Origin of the sequence: Alteromonas australica (genome assembly GCF_000730385.1) — a bacterium.
Taxonomy (GTDB): domain Bacteria; phylum Pseudomonadota; class Gammaproteobacteria; order Enterobacterales; family Alteromonadaceae; genus Alteromonas; species Alteromonas australica.
The window spans coordinates 4,225,549-4,240,659 of the sequence record NZ_CP008849.1 but is presented as its reverse complement, the minus strand read 5'-3'; the positions used below and the strand labels follow the sequence as shown (position 1 = coordinate 4,240,659).

Sequence of the window (15,111 nt, the reverse complement as noted above, 5' to 3'; positions counted from 1 at the left end):
CGTCTATGACGACTTGATGGAGAGATTAAGGGATTTATTTTGTTTTGGAAAATGATATATTTGCAAGATAATATTGCAAAAAGTGAAATGCTATGGATTTTCGTAGTCTTCAGTTGTTTAAGCACCTTGCCACAAGCTTACATTTCGGCGATACCGCTGAGGCAATGTATGTTTCCCCATCTACGCTAAGCCGCGTGATACAAAGGCTTGAGGACGAATTAGGGTGTACTCTGTTTAAGCGAGACAACCGCAAAGTGGCATTAACCCACAGTGGTCATAAGTTGCTGTCTTTTTCTACGCAGGCGTTAAAGGATTGGCAACAATTAAAAGCAGATTTAAAAGAAGATACGGAAGCGCTGCAAGGCGAGATTAGTCTTTTCTGTTCAGTCACCGCTAGCCAAAGCCACTTACCCGCCATTTTACGGCAATTTAGACAGCAACACCCCGGTGTGGATATCCGCTTAATAACAGGTGACCCGGCATTGTCTATTGAAAAAATTAAGCAGAAGCAATGTGATCTGGCAATAGCCATTCATACGCCTGATTTGCCCACTGATTTGTACTTCTCTCCACTCGACAATGTACCTCTAGTGCTTATTGCGCCGAGAGAGTGGCGGCTCACCCAATTGGCGCAAATAAACTGGACACAACATCAAGTGATTATGCCTGAGCATGGCCCTACCCGACGTATTGCTTACCATTGGTTTGCCGAACATGGTGTTAGGCCGAATGTGTACGCATCAGTGGGGGGCAATGAAGCCATTGTTAGTATGGTGGCGTTAGAATGTGGTATTGGTTTTGTGCCCAAAGTGGTGCTTGATCACTCGAGTATGGCAAGTCTCGTGACCCAGATTGCTGTAGAAGATATAGAGCCTTATGCGCTAGGTCTATGCTGCCTGCAAGATAAGCAGCAAGAACCGCTTATTGATGCATTTTTGAAGCTGGATTTTATACCTCGTGGTTAATGACTGCTTAACTGTTTGATTAAGTTGTCTAAGGCCCGATAGCCCAATGCTTCACTTAAGTGCGGCCGAAGCACCTGTGTTTGCCCTTCTATATCTGCAATAGTGCGTGCTACTTTTAACGTACGATGAAACACTCGCATAGAAAGATTGAGCTGCTTGGCTGCTGCTTGTAAAAATCGCAAATCGGTATCGTTTAGCTGACATAAGGTAGCGAGTTCCGCGCCACTAAGCTGAGCATTGGTTTTTCCTTGGCGTGTCAGTTGTAGAGATTGGGCATCCATAACCTGTTTTTTTGCCTGATGAATGGAATCATCGTGTTGTGAAATCGGTACCGACAAGTCGTAGCTAGCAAGCCTGGGAACTTCAACTTGAATATCGATGCGATCGAGCAACGGACCAGAGAGGCGATTCAAATAATTGAGTTGCTGTTGAGGCGTAAGCCGGTTGTCGTCAATATCGCCAGTGGGACTGGGGTTCATTGCTGCAATTAATTGAAAGTTAGCCGGATACGTGGCGCTTCCTGAAGCGCGGGATATATGTACATCACCGGTTTCAAGGGGCTCCCGCAGCACATCTAATGCTTTTCGCCCAAATTCAGGTAATTCGTCTAGAAACAGAACGCCATGATGAGCTAGCGAAATTTCACCCGGAATCGGGTGCGAACCTCCGCCGGTGAGGGCTACTGCAGAACTTGTATGGTGAGGCGAACGCATGTTTCGTGTTTTGAAGTTTGTGGGCTTAATGGTTTCGCCTTTTACTGAGTGTATCGCGGCAACTTCTAACGCTTCTTGTTCTGACAACGGAGGGAGTAAGCTAAGTAGGCGGCTGGCTAAAAGACTTTTTCCTGTACCTTGAGGGCCTACCATAAGTAGATTATGCGCGCCTGCGGCCGCAATGATTAGGGCGCGTTTGGCCTGTGCTTGACCTATTATGTCATCCCAGCCCTTAATCTCGCTAGCACGACTAGGTTCTTTATAAGGCTGCCCTTCTTGTAAGCGTGTGTTTTTGGCGAGGTGCTCGTAGACTGAGAGTAAATCAAACGCGGGAAAGCGCGTGGCATAAGAAACCATGGCAGCCTCTACATCATTTACCCCTGGAAAAATAAGCGGCAGCCCTTCATGGGCGCTGGCCATTAAAATAGGAATTAATCCGCCTACGGATTTTATTTCGCCGTTTAAGCCTAGCTCACCCACTAAGGCGATATCGTATAAACAGGTATCAGGAAGGTATCCTGAAGCCACTAATATACCTACGGCAATAGGTAAATCGAATCGTCCGCCGTATTTAGGAATATCCGCTGGCGCGAGGTTGACCGTAATTCGCTTGGCGGGAAAGTCAAACCCACTGTTTATTAATGCACTGCGTACGCGCTCGCGAGCTTCTTTGACACTGGTTTCTGCCATGCCTACCAATTGAAAGGCAGGCAAACCGTTTGCCAAGTGTACTTCTACTGAGACCTCTGGGGCAGACACACCCTGCCCTGCGAAGGTTTTTACAACTGCCATACTCATTAACAACTCTCCTTAATAAGAAGAGTAATGTATGTAAGTTGGGCGTCAGTTAATACTGTACTTCGGATGGTATTTTAGGGGGTAACCCGTTTAATGCTCTCTATTAAATACGGGCATTTCCCAATGCCATCGCATGGCACCTAGGCGAAAGCATACGGTGGTGGAGAGTGCAGCAATACCACACCATTGGGTGGCAAAACCAAAGTAGGCTGCTAGGCCATACACAACACCGCCCACTATGCAGGTGGTCGCGTAAAGTTCACCGTGCAATACCAAGGGGACTTCTCGGCAAATGACGTCTCGCAATAGGCCTCCGAAAACCCCGGTAATGGTGCCCATAGCAATGGCTACCGCAATACCGGTGTCGTTGGCTAATGCTTTTTCAATGCCGACTACGTTAAAAAGCGCTAAGCCAAATGCGTCTGCAATAAGCAAATAGTGATAAGGGAATCTAGGGCTCACTCGCAACCAAATGATAGGAATAAAAGCGGCAATTAATGTGGTGTAAAGGTAATCGGTGTCGGCAATCCAAAAGACGGGAACATCTAGCATCATGTCTCTTAGTGTGCCGCCGCCAATTGCGGTGGCACTGGCAAGTACAATAACGCCGAATCCGTCCATTCGCTTTTGATATGCCATTAAGGTGCCTGAGATGGCGCATACTGCCACACCCGCCAGATTCGCCCAATGAAACCAATCTATCATCTTATTATTTACCGTTTTCTTCTTGTTAATTTGCCCATAGATATAGGCGAAAGGCCGCAAAATACTTGATTTCGGCCCTACTTTCATGCTATTTCTTGCCGTTACAATACAGACGTTAAAAAGCGCACTGTAATTTCAGGGTAAAAGCCATAAGCCCTAATGAGCAACCATTCATTTAAGTAATAGCAAAAGGACGCTGTTATTACTCGTCAAATTAGTTATGCGAAAGAAAGGTTTAGCATGAATTTGCTACCTTGTATTCTCGCTTTTACTCAATCGTGAACGACCTAAAACATTTAATTGCGACAGTGCTAAGCATAGTCTAGTCACTCATGTTATATCGCTATTATGTACGTCGGCGCGTAGGCATATTGTCTCATAGCGTTTAAAGAAGTAAGACGTCATTGAACAAGCTATGATACTCGCTCATCTTGTTCATAACCCATTAATGGGGTTATACGCACCAATAGCAAACAACTGAGATGTTGACGACACTGTCGAACAAATACATTTTTAAGCTTATTTAAAACGGGAAGGATTTATGCCCAAGTTACGATCTGCAACCACTACCCAAGGTAGAAATATGGCAGGAGCGCGCGCGTTATGGCGCGCCACTGGTATGAAAGATTCTGATTTCGGAAAGCCCATTATCGCTATCGCTAATTCATTCACGCAGTTCGTGCCGGGACATGTTCATCTTAAAGATATGGGGCAATTGGTTGCTCGAAGCGTTGAAGCGGCCGGCGGTGTTGCGAAAGAGTTTAATACCATTGCCGTAGATGACGGTATTGCAATGGGGCACAGCGGTATGCTGTATAGTTTACCTTCGCGTGAAATCATAGCTGATGCCGTTGAGTACATGGTAAATGCACACTGTGCGGATGCAATTGTTTGCATCTCGAACTGCGACAAAATAACGCCGGGAATGCTGATGGCGTCCATGCGTCTGAATGTTCCGGTTATTTTCGTGTCAGGTGGCCCCATGGAAGCGGGAAAGACAAAGTTATCTGATCAGCTTATTAAGCTCGATTTAGTGGATGCAATGGTGGCCGCTGCTGACGATAAAGTTAGCGATGCCGACACCGATGAAATCGAACGTTCTGCCTGCCCTACCTGTGGTTCATGTTCAGGGATGTTTACCGCAAACTCAATGAACTGCCTAACGGAAGCGCTTGGCCTTTCGCTGCCTGGTAATGGCTCAATGTTGGCAACCCATGCCGATCGTGAAAGCTTGTTCAAAAAAGCCGGAGAGCAAATTGTAGAATTGTGTAAGCGTTACTACGGTGACGATGACGAAAGCGTGTTGCCAAGAAATATTGCCAATTTTAGTGCTTTTGAAAACGCCATGAGCCTCGATATTGCAATGGGTGGCTCAACCAATACTATTTTGCATTTGTTGGCCGCAGCAATGGAAGGGGAAGTGCCTTTCACTATGGATGATATCGATCGTCTTTCACGTAGCGTGCCTCATTTATGCAAAGTTGCGCCATCTACGCCAAAATACCATATGGAAGATGTGCACCGAGCCGGTGGTGTTTTAGGTATTTTAGGTGAGCTTCACAAAGCGGGTTTATTAAATACCGACGTTCAGCACGTACTGGGTAAGCCGCTTACAGAGGTTATTAGCGACTGGGATATCACCAACCCTGAGAATAAAGACGCCATTAAGTTTTTCCGTGCTGGTCCTGCGGGTATTAGAACCACTCAGGCATTCAGTCAGGATTGCCGCTGGGATACCGCGGATGATGATAGAGAAAATGGTTGTATTCGCTCCATTGAGCATGCTTTCAGCCAAGAAGGTGGACTTGCCGTGCTATACGGTAATTTGGCCGAAGATGGTTGTATCGTAAAAACAGCTGGTGTTGATGAATCTATCTTGAAATTCAACGGCACAGCGCGCATTTACGAAAGCCAAGATGACGCTGTGGCAGGCATTTTAGGTGATGAAGTGAAAGCTGGCGATGTGGTGTTCATTCGTTATGAAGGCCCTCGTGGCGGACCGGGTATGCAAGAAATGCTTTATCCCACGTCATACCTGAAATCTAAAGGCCTTGGTAAGCACTGTGCCTTAGTGACTGATGGTCGCTTTAGTGGTGGCACCAGTGGCTTGTCTATTGGACACTGTTCGCCTGAAGCAGCCAGTGGCGGTGGTATTGGCTTAGTGGAAGATGGCGATAAGATTGAAATTGATATTCCAAATCGTAGCATCAACATTGCCATAAGCGATGAAGAGCTTTCAGCACGAAGAGCGAAAATGGAAGCCAGTGAAAAACCTTGGCGCCCGAAAAACCGTGTCCGTGAAGTGTCTACCTCGTTGAAAACATTTGCGGCCCTAGCGACAAGTGCAGATAAAGGGGCTGTGCGTGATGTGACGAAATTGGAGAACCTATGACCGTCAGCGATCACGACTATCTAAAAAAGATACTGCTGGCACCTGTTTATGAAGTGGCCGTGGCCAGTGAGTTATCCTACATGTCACTTTTGTCGGCAGAATTGGGTAATGACGTCTTTCTAAAACGGGAAGATCAACAACCGGTAAAGAGCTTTAAGTTGCGTGGTGCGTATAACCGCATATGTTCGCTATCACAAGCGCAACTAGATGCTGGGGTGATTGGGGCTTCTGCGGGTAACCACGCACAAGGGTTGGCTTATAGTGCCAAGATGAAAGGCATAAAAGCCACCATCGTTATGCCGCAAACCACCCCAGATATTAAAGTAGATGCCGTGCGACGTTTCGGTGGTGACAATGTAAATGTGGTACTGCATGGCACGAGCTTCGACCAAGCAAGTAGCCATGCGAAGCATTTATGCGACACTCATGGGTACACGTTTGTACCGCCGTTTGATGACCCCGACGTTATTGCGGGTCAAGGCACGGTTGCCCGGGAATTACTTGAGCAAAACCCAAATTTAGACATTCTATTTGTTGCTGTGGGTGGCGGTGGATTGGCCGCCGGAATTGCGGTTTATCTTAAACAGTTAAAGCCGAGTATAAAAATAGTTGCGGTAGAATCAGAAGAGTCGGCGTGCTTTATCAAAGCAAAAGAAGCTGGACAGCCCACCGAGTTAGACAGTGTGGGTATTTTTGCTGATGGTGTAGCGGTGAAAGTGATGGGGCAAGAAACCTTTCGTTTATGCAACCGACTTATTGATGAAACTCTCACTGTGACTAACGACGAAATCTGCGGCGCAATTAAAGATATTTTTGATGACACCCGAGTTATCGCCGAACCTGCCGGGGCTTTGTCTGTGGCGGCAATCCGTAAATACGTGAAACAGCATAACCTAAAAGGCAAGAAGCTTGGCGGCATTTTATGCGGCGCGAATATCAACTTCCACACCTTGCGTTATGTGTCGGAGCGCTGCGAATTAGGCGAGCAAAAAGAAGCCGTGTTTGCGGTTAAAATCCCAGAGAAAAAAGGCGCGTTTAAGCAATTTTGTGAGTGTGTTGGTGCTAAAGCGATTACTGAATTTAACTATCGCTATGCCAGTGACAGTGAAGCTCACATATTCGTTGGCGTGAAGTTAAAAGGCGGGCAGCAAGAGTTTGCCACGTTACAAACTGACCTCGCGACGAAAGGCTACGATTGTTTTAATTTAACAGACAATGAACTGGCTAAATTGCATGTTCGGCATATGGTCGGTGGCAGACCCCCGACCATATTGAATGAACAGGTATTTAGTTTTGAGTTTCCCGAGCGACCAGGCGCATTACTCAACTTTTTGAGTACCATAGGTGAACAGTGGAACATCACATTGTTCCATTATCGTAACCATGGTGCGGCAGAGGGCTTAGTGTTGGCTGGGTTCGATATTGCGCCAGACAGTCGTGACGCTTTCAATACCCATGTGGCTGAACTGGGTTACAAGGTAGAGGAAGTGACCAACGACCCTGCTTATCAGTTTTTCCTTTCACAACCCAATTAGGGTGTAACGTTTTTTGCACTTTGTGTCGTTCCAGGTTAAGCATTGTTTACCCTGGGGCGACACAAAGTGCACTCATCTACGCTTTACAACATCAATGATGGAATGCCACATTTTCTAAGTGCTGGGCCATTTCAGGCCAAATTAGCGCCATGACATCTTCTCGTAAGCCTTCACATTCTTCCGAATACTTTAAGCTGCCGTCTTCAGCGGAATCTAGCCAGTGATTGTCTTTAAGGGCTGAAATAAAGCTAGACAGTACGTTCTTGTCGTAAAACTCAGGGGAGCTTAAGCCATATAATGTTGATAAGCGTTCTGCAACTTGTTTACTTGTGCGTTCAAGGGTGGAGCGACTAATCGTCTTTTCCCTATCTAAGATAGTTAACACCACCGCATAGCGTTGTAAGGTTTCCTGCATGCAGCGACTCAATAGCCATGCGGAATGAAATTGCTTTTGTTGCGCTCCGGGAGGCAGCAAATCATCACCTTTTTGCCGCAACAACCCTAAATCCAGCAAAGCTGTCACTAACGCATCGGTGTGTGAAAGCGCTTCGTCTTGTGATAGATGCAAGAAAAGCTCTCGTTGTAAAAGAGGGTAAAGTGCCGCAATAAGCTGCAATATTGCATTTTTCGATGTGCCTTTATGGGCAAATACGCAGGCCATTATCAATCCTGGCAATGCGAACAAATGCAGAATGTTGTTGCGATAGTAGGTGAGGTAAATTGCCGACTTAGGTTGAGGGCTAATGAGTCGACCGTAGTCGTCTTCTTTAATATCAAACCGTCCTAACTTCATGGTTTCAGCATAAAGATCGTCAACACTGAGGTCTGGGATAGTTGCATCGTCACTAAATGGCACAGTGTTAAACAGGGCAACAAAATCGCCCATAGACTGTTTCAGCTCAGCTTCACTCATTGTGTGAGTTTTCGATGACAATAAGCACAGTGACGACAACGCCATTCCGTTTAACGCCGCCGCGCGATTAATCCGCGTCATCACATTATTAGCCAACTCGTTAACCGCTGGGGTGAGCCAGGCTGGCTTTTTCTCAGGTTCAGCATTTCTGCAATCTCGCCAGTTGGGTACGTGGCTCTCTAAGAACTGATTTAGCTGAATGGGCTCACCAAAATTAACGTATCCATGGCCGTAGTTTTTCAGTTTTCTAATGGCTGAAAACACCTGCCAATTCGACTCTTTTTTCTTCTTCGAGCCTTTTAATTCGTTAAGGTAGCTTTTGACTTCCATGACGTTTTCGTAGCCTATGTAGACAGGTACGATACTGACTGGCCGGTTGACGCCTTTCAGCATGGCTTGAATTGTCATGGCGAGCATGCCGGTTTTGGGAGGGATAAGACGGCCTGTGCGACTACGACCGCCCTCAGGGTAATATTTTACCGAATAGCCTTTGTTAAATAGCAATTCTAAATATTCTCTGAACACGGCGGTATACAACTTATTGCCGGCAAAGCTCCTACGCAAAAAGAAGGCGCCACCTCGTCGAAAAATCTTACCTACTGGCCAGAAGTTAAGGTTGATCCCCGCGGCGATATGCGGTGTTACCATGCCTTCGTGGTAAATAACGTAGGTGAGTAGCAGGTAGTCCATGTGGCTTCGGTGACAGGGAACATAGACAATTTCGTGGCCATTGGCGGCGAGTTCGCGTATGCGCTCAGCGTGACCAACACTAATACCATTGTAAATTTTGTTCCAAATGCGCGTAAGTAAGCGGTCGCCGAAGCGAATTAGCCCCTCTCGATAATCAGCGGCGATTTCTGTCACATAAGATTGTGCGCGCTCTTTGGCTTGTTCATGGCTGATTTTTTTGCTGCGAGACTCTTCTGCCATGGCGCGACGCACCGCATCAGACCCTAAAACGCTATTGTTTAACTCTTGACGCTCAAGCAACGTAGGCCCAGTCATGCTTTGACGTTTTCTTTGAAAGTGAGTACTCGCTACCCTGACAAGTTTGTGGGCTATTCGTTGATCACTACCGTGCTGATTAGACATGGCACGGGCAGATACAGCCTTTGAGTAACTAATAAAATTATCGCGGCCTAAAAACAACACGATGAATAGTTTTCGTAGCCAACTTGCTGCGGCATTATCGGCAATTAAATCGCTGAGGCCTGGTTTACCCTTGCCCGGAGCTCTGCCCCAAGATACAAAAACGGGAACCACCTGAAGGTCGAGGTTTTCATGGTCACGATGAAGGTGGAATAAGTCGGTAAAGACATCTTCAATCCCCGTGTCCTTTGCTGCGCTTCTAAAGATAGGCGGCGTTTTACGCAAAAATAACGTAGAAGGATATTCGCGGCCCGCCAGCGTTAATGTGTCTGTGGGCACGGGCAGTCCGAGTGCTTGTGTAGACATCTTTAACGCCAACTGGTCAGTTACTGAGTTAGTTGGCAACAAGTAAACAATGGGCTTGCCCTTATCTATGCCAAGCTCGGTCTCCACATTGACGGGAATACTGTGCGCTTTTACTAACAATTTAACAGGATAATGAAATACCGATAAAAGGACTTTTCGCATCCACGACATGAATTAAGTGATCCTATGAAATTAAAACGGAGAAAGTGTATCACACCTTAAGGAAATACACGCATTCCCAACCTAGGCGACGGCGATACAAGGCTCAGTATAGACGGTTATTTTCGTCACGAATATTAGGCTGTTTTGGGCGTTGTATAACGCATGGCTACATCACATCGCTCATACGCTGCGCCAAAGCGTTGCATAATATCTGGGCAGTGTCTAAACCCTAGTTTTTCGTACAAGTGGATAGCCGCCTCACACTTTCTGTTGGTGAGAAGAAAAAGGGTGTTGTAAGCAATTGAAGGAGCCTGACTCAATACATGCTGTAACAGCGCCTCACCGACTTTTAATCCTCTAGCAGTACCGACCACGCCCATCTTAGTAAGTTCGAAGACCCCTGGACTTTTTTTCATCAATGCACAGGTGCCTACTATGCCAAGGTCAGGATGTTCTGCGAACCAAATATGCCCGCCCGGCGCAATAACATAGGTAGCAGGGTTGCTGATTACCTGCTCGTCTATGGCTTCTAGCACAAACATTTCGGTTATCCATTGTCGATTTATGGCGTCGAAATACGGGGCATGTGCATCAGAGTAACTATGAAAACGTAGCATAGATTGTTGAGGGTATTCTTATCATTGCGCAAATATAGCATGAAAAATGGCCTTGGCGTACGTATGCCACGGTATCGCCCAGACGTGTGAGATGGCATCAATATATAAATTAGTTTAACTTTTGCTAAATGTACTTTTAATTGTTATTAACAACTATTATCATTCGCGTCATCAACACTTTAATAAAAACGTTTATGTTCATCTGAGCATTGGGGAGACATTCTTGAAACTTAGCACCAAAGCAATTTCTGCCGCTGTGTTATTGGCCTTATATGGCAACGTGGCACTGGCTGACGAAACCGACAGTAAAGAAGAAAGCGTAGAACGTATTACCGTAAGAGGCGCGTTCTTTGGTCAGCAGGTGGCTACCGCAGTAAAAACGCCAACCTTACTGATAAATGTACCTCAATCAGTATCTGTCGTAAGCGCTGAGCAAATTGCGCAGCAAGCGTTATTTAGTATTTCAGATGTAATGCAGTACACACCTGGCGTGAGCATTGGGTTAGGCGAAGATCATCGGGACCAAGTCACGATTCGAGGTCAAAATACGACAGCAGATTTTTTTGTGGACGGCTTACGTGATGATGTTCAGTATTTTCGCCCACTTTATAACTTAGAGCGTGTAGAAATATTACGCGGTGCCAATGCGTTATTGTTTGGCCGTGGCGGCGGCGGTGGTGTGGTTAACCGTGTGACTAAGGTGGCCGACACCCAAGAAAACTTCACCACCTTGTCAGCAGGGATTGATACGTTTTCTGCAGGGTCAATTAGCGTTGATACCAACAAGGTGATCGACGAAAAAAATGCGTTTCGATTTAACGGCGTGTTCGATGCCATTGATAACCATCGCGACTTCAAAGACGGCGAGCGTTACGCGTTTAACCCTACTTACACATGGCATGTGAGCGAAGATACTCGTGTAGTCGCGTCTTATGAATACGTTAATGATGACCGATTGGTGGACCGGGGCGTTCCGTCACTTAATGGTGCGCCGTTAGAAGGTTACGACAACACATATTTTGGTGATCCTGACTTTAACAACACGACGCTTGAAGCACATATAGCAAGGGTTCGCGTTGATCACAGTCTTTCTCAAAACTGGAATCTTAACGGCTCTTTGCAATTTGCCGATTATGACAAAGCGTACCAAAATCTTTATCCGGTTAATTTTGACGATCAAGCGGGTACCGTCACTCTCGATGGTTATCGCGACACCACTGCGCGTGAAAATGCGCTAGTGCAAGTGAACTTAATTGGTCAAATCACCTCAGGTAACATAGAGCATACGGTGTTAACCGGTGTGGAATATGGTAATCAAGAAACTGCTAACGATCGTCGAGATGCGTTTTTCGCTGATAGCCAAGATGATCAGGTAACCTTTGGGTTTTCTGATCCACTAGTGATTCCAGAGATGACGTTAACCGATGCGGTTCGCGACAGATCCTCAGATGTCACTTTTACCTCAGTATTTTTGCAAGATGAAATCAAGCTCAGTGAGCACTGGATCGTGGTTGCTGGCCTACGCTATGACAACTTTGACATAGATGTAGTGGATACCATCGAAGTGAATAATGGCGCGGACGATGGTAACAATGGATTATTAACGAGCTCAGACTCTCAGGTATCTCCTCGAGCCGGTGTGATTTATAAGCCAGCCGAATCAGTGTCTTTGTACGCAAGCTATAGCAAATCGTTTCTGCCACGCTCGGGAGATCAATTCTTAACCCTTTCGCTTACTTCTCAAGCCTTAGACGCTGAAGAATTTGAAAACAAAGAAATTGGTGTGAAGTGGAATGTATCAGACAGTTTAAGCGTGACCGCTGCTGCGTTTGAAGTGGAACGAGAAAACGGCACAGCTCAGGATCCTAACAATCCAGAAGCGTCAATACTGACCGGTACTGAAACCTCGGGATACGAAATTCAGGTGGTGGGTTCGCTTAGTGAAAAATGGACTATCAATGCAGGGTATAGCAATCTAGATGGGCAAGAAATGGGTCGTATTAGTGACGGTGAACTTGCAAACCGAGATCTTGCGCAGCTACCCGAGCATATGCTTACCGTTTGGAATCAGTATCAAGTGAACACACAGTGGCGGGTTGCCTTAGGGGTAATTTATCAATCTGAGCAATACGCCTCGTTAAGTAACAGTGTTACTCTGCCTGATTTCACTCGGGTTGATGCGGCTGTGTATTACAACTACAGCGAGGACTTGAAGTTCCAGCTTAACGTAGAAAACCTGTTTGATGAGGATTACTTCCCATCAGCACATAACGATAACAACATCTCAACGGGTGAACCGTTAAACGCACGTATTAGTTTACAGTACAGCTTTTAATCATCGGTTAGCCCCTTCAACAAGGCAACCTCAGTGACGAGGTTGCCTTTTTTGATCATGCCACTAATTTGTTTTGCTGCTTGCCATTTATATGTAGGTGTATATACTTACAGGAACTGTATAGACAGACAGGTCTTTTATGCGCCCACTCACAGCTAGACAAACGGAAGTTCTTGAGCTTATAAAAACTACCATGCAAGAAACTGGCATGCCGCCAACCCGTGCAGAAATTGCACGTCAGTTGGGGTTTCGTTCAGCGAATGCAGCTGAAGAACATTTGAAAGCCCTTGCTCGTAAAGGGGTCATCGAAATTCTTCCTGGTACGTCTCGAGGAATAAAATTAAATATTCCTCTTGAAGAAGAATCGATAGAAGAAGCAGGGCTTCCCCTTATTGGTCGTGTTGCTGCGGGTGAGCCTATTCTTGCGCAAGAGCACATTGAGTCTCATTACAAAGTAGACCCTGCGTTATTTCAGCCTCAGGCCGACTTTTTACTGCGTGTTAATGGCATGAGTATGAAGGATATCGGTATTTTGGACGGTGATTTACTTGCCGTGCACAAAACCACCGACGTGCACAATGGCCAGGTTGTGGTCGCCAGAGTGGATGAAGATGTTACGGTAAAGCGTCTTGAAAAACGCGGTCGTGAAGTGCTTTTGCATGCTGAAAACGAAGAGTTTTCACCCATAAAAGTCGATCTTGCCTCTGAACCTTTCTCTATTGAAGGTATTGCCGTTGGCGTAATTAGAAATGCTGACTGGATGTAAGATTCATCCTGTTTGATGAAAAAGCGACCTTTAGGTCGCTTTTTTGTTACCTATCTCATTGCGATTGGTGGATAACACCCTAATCAAACACCGCTTTGTACTTTGAGTACGCGTACACACAGAAAAAGAAAAGCATGGGAAATGTGCCTATTTTCATTTTCTATACCTTCCGCCTGAATGTCTTCGGTTTATGTTTGAAAACATCCACATAAATGCTGTTAGTGTCTGATTGCTGAGTTTAAGTTTGCCTTTCTTGAAAAACAACTTGTTCTAAATAGCCGTTTCAAACAGCCTTTTAACGTTGCCTTAAACGCCTTTCCACCTCGCCCGCACAGCGGGTTTTTACCTATCATGCTGATTAACAAATGAGCAATTTAATGGTTTTTTCTGAGAAAAGACTAGACGTAGCGGTTTTATTGCGCAATTCTTATACTGTGATTAACAAAATAATAACAATGGCTCTAACTTAATTTTACAATCATTGTGTGATTGGAAAGTAGTGAAAGGTAGAGTTCGTTTACAAAAAACCACGAGGCAGGGGTAACGCACGCACATGTTGCGTCAAAAATTCTGCCATTACGGAGGTGCTGAGTGAAACGACACATAACCCGACTGGTCGCGCTGGGGGCAAGTATACCCAGTATACTGTTTTCTACTGCTATATTTGCCGACAGCGAGATGAGTGAAAACTCCTCTCTTAATTTGCGTTACGGCGCCACAGACATTAGCGGCCAGGTTTACGACTTACACATGTTGATGTTTTTCATCTGTGTGGCAATTGCGGTGGTAGTGTTTGGTGTTATGTTTGCCTCTATGTACCTACACCGTAAATCTCGCGGTGCCAAGCCAGCCAACTTTCATGAGAATGTCAAAGTGGAAATTGCTTGGACCATAGTGCCTTTTCTCATTCTTATCTTCATGGCGGTTCCCGCCGCCAAAACCCTGATTGCTATGGAAGATACCAGCGAGGCCGATTTGACAGTCGTCGTTACAGGCTCTCAATGGAAGTGGCACTACAAATACCAAGACAGAGATGTGGAGTTTTATTCTCTGCTGGCGACCCAGCGGGAACAAATAGAAAACAAGTTTGATAAAGGTAAAAACTACTTACTTGAGGTGGACCGCCCTCTTGTTATCCCTACAGGGAAAAAAGTCCGTTTCTTAATTACCTCCGACGATGTCATTCACTCTTGGTGGGTGCCTGATTTTGCCGTTAAAAAAGATGCTAACCCAGGGTTTATTAACGAATCTTGGGCAAAAGTGAATGAACCAGGCATATACCGTGGTCAGTGTGCGGAACTGTGTGGAAAAGACCATGGCTACATGCCGGTAGTGGTTATTGCTAAGCCCCCCGAAGAGTTCGATGCCTGGATGGCCGAACAAGAGGCCATGGCAATTCGAGCAAAAGAAGAAGAGCAACGCTTGTTGTCTATGAACATGTCTATGGATGAGCTTATGCGAGAGGGAGAGCGGGTATATAACGCCACATGTGCCGCTTGTCATATGCCTAATGGTGAAGGCTTACCTGGCGTATTCCCCGCCCTCAAGGGCAGTAAGATGGCTCTGGAAGATCAAGAAGGACATATCAATATCGTGCTGCATGGAAAAGCCGGTACTGCCATGCAGGCGTTCGGAAAAATGTTGAGCTTAAAAGATATTGCTGCGGTGGTGACCTATGAGAGGAATGCATGGGGGAACAATACTGGGGATATGGTGCAAGCTAAAGATGTTAACGACGTGGCCAACGGAAACTAG

Annotated in this window: 10 protein-coding genes; 6 read left to right on the top strand and 4 right to left on the bottom strand. The window is 45.9% G+C overall.

Annotation, left to right across the window (positions count from 1 at the left end; all coding sequences use genetic code 11):
* Positions 1-92: 92 nt before the first annotated feature.
* Positions 93-965, top strand: a complete 873-nt coding sequence (gene ilvY / locus EP13_RS18480; RefSeq protein ID WP_044058560.1) for an HTH-type transcriptional activator IlvY — start codon at positions 93-95, stop codon at positions 963-965.
* Here the strand turns inward: ilvY and EP13_RS18475 are convergent.
* Positions 962-2,476: a YifB family Mg chelatase-like AAA ATPase gene (locus tag EP13_RS18475; RefSeq protein WP_044058559.1), complete on the bottom strand. Its 1,515-nt coding sequence runs from the start codon at positions 2,474-2,476 to the stop codon at positions 962-964. The two genes, ilvY and EP13_RS18475, sit on opposite strands and share 4 nt — an antisense overlap.
* Positions 2,477-2,566: 90 nt before the next feature.
* The gene (locus tag EP13_RS18470; protein ID WP_044059151.1) at positions 2,567-3,181 is read right to left on the bottom strand and encodes a trimeric intracellular cation channel family protein; all 615 of its coding nucleotides are present in this window, start codon (positions 3,179-3,181) and stop codon (positions 2,567-2,569) included.
* Between the two features lie 541 nt (positions 3,182-3,722).
* On the opposite strand from EP13_RS18470, the gene ilvD reads away from it, so the two are divergent.
* Positions 3,723-5,573 carry a dihydroxy-acid dehydratase gene (gene ilvD / locus EP13_RS18465; RefSeq protein ID WP_044058558.1) on the top strand — a complete coding sequence of 617 codons (1,851 nt, stop codon included), beginning with the start codon at positions 3,723-3,725 and terminating at the stop codon, positions 5,571-5,573.
* Positions 5,570-7,108, top strand: a complete 1,539-nt coding sequence (ilvA, locus tag EP13_RS18460; RefSeq protein ID WP_044058557.1) for a threonine ammonia-lyase, biosynthetic — start codon at positions 5,570-5,572, stop codon at positions 7,106-7,108. The genes ilvD and ilvA overlap by 4 nt, the downstream gene beginning before the upstream one ends.
* A gap of 91 nt (positions 7,109-7,199) precedes the next feature.
* On the opposite strand, the gene plsB is transcribed toward ilvA, so the two are convergent.
* Positions 7,200-9,647 carry a glycerol-3-phosphate 1-O-acyltransferase PlsB gene (gene plsB / locus EP13_RS18455; protein WP_044058556.1) on the bottom strand — a complete coding sequence of 816 codons (2,448 nt, stop codon included), beginning with the start codon at positions 9,645-9,647 and terminating at the stop codon, positions 7,200-7,202.
* Positions 9,648-9,772: 125 nt separating this feature from the next.
* Positions 9,773-10,255, bottom strand: coding sequence for a GNAT family N-acetyltransferase (locus EP13_RS18450; RefSeq protein WP_044058555.1), 483 nt, complete (start codon positions 10,253-10,255; stop codon positions 9,773-9,775).
* Between the two features lie 223 nt (positions 10,256-10,478).
* Here EP13_RS18450 and EP13_RS18445 point away from each other — a divergent pair, with 223 nt between their 5' ends.
* The 3 genes from EP13_RS18445 to coxB all read left to right on the top strand — a co-directional run bounded on the left by EP13_RS18445 (position 10,479) and on the right by coxB (position 15,111).
* Positions 10,479-12,590: a TonB-dependent receptor gene (locus EP13_RS18445; protein ID WP_044059150.1), complete on the top strand. Its 2,112-nt coding sequence runs from the start codon at positions 10,479-10,481 to the stop codon at positions 12,588-12,590.
* 139 nt (positions 12,591-12,729) lie between these two features.
* Positions 12,730-13,356 carry a transcriptional repressor LexA gene (gene lexA / locus EP13_RS18440; protein WP_044058554.1) on the top strand — a complete coding sequence of 209 codons (627 nt, stop codon included), beginning with the start codon at positions 12,730-12,732 and terminating at the stop codon, positions 13,354-13,356.
* A 678-nt stretch (positions 13,357-14,034) separates the two neighbouring features.
* Positions 14,035-15,111, top strand: coding sequence for a cytochrome c oxidase subunit II (gene coxB / locus EP13_RS18435; protein WP_156026871.1), 1,077 nt, complete (start codon positions 14,035-14,037; stop codon positions 15,109-15,111).

Coding starts and splice junctions, on each gene's coding strand:
- ilvY (WP_044058560.1), top strand. CDS start 93: ATGGATTTTCGTAGTCTTCAGTTGTTTAAGCACCTTGCCACAAGCTTA.
- EP13_RS18450 (WP_044058555.1), bottom strand. CDS start 10,255: ATGCTACGTTTTCATAGTTACTCTGATGCACATGCCCCGTATTTCGAC.
- plsB (WP_044058556.1), bottom strand. CDS start 9,647: ATGTCGTGGATGCGAAAAGTCCTTTTATCGGTATTTCATTATCCTGTT.
- lexA (WP_044058554.1), top strand. CDS start 12,730: ATGCGCCCACTCACAGCTAGACAAACGGAAGTTCTTGAGCTTATAAAA.
- EP13_RS18470 (WP_044059151.1), bottom strand. CDS start 3,181: ATGATAGATTGGTTTCATTGGGCGAATCTGGCGGGTGTGGCAGTATGC.
- coxB (WP_156026871.1), top strand. CDS start 14,035: ATGAGTGAAAACTCCTCTCTTAATTTGCGTTACGGCGCCACAGACATT.
- ilvD (WP_044058558.1), top strand. CDS start 3,723: ATGCCCAAGTTACGATCTGCAACCACTACCCAAGGTAGAAATATGGCA.
- EP13_RS18475 (WP_044058559.1), bottom strand. CDS start 2,476: ATGAGTATGGCAGTTGTAAAAACCTTCGCAGGGCAGGGTGTGTCTGCC.
- ilvA (WP_044058557.1), top strand. CDS start 5,570: ATGACCGTCAGCGATCACGACTATCTAAAAAAGATACTGCTGGCACCT.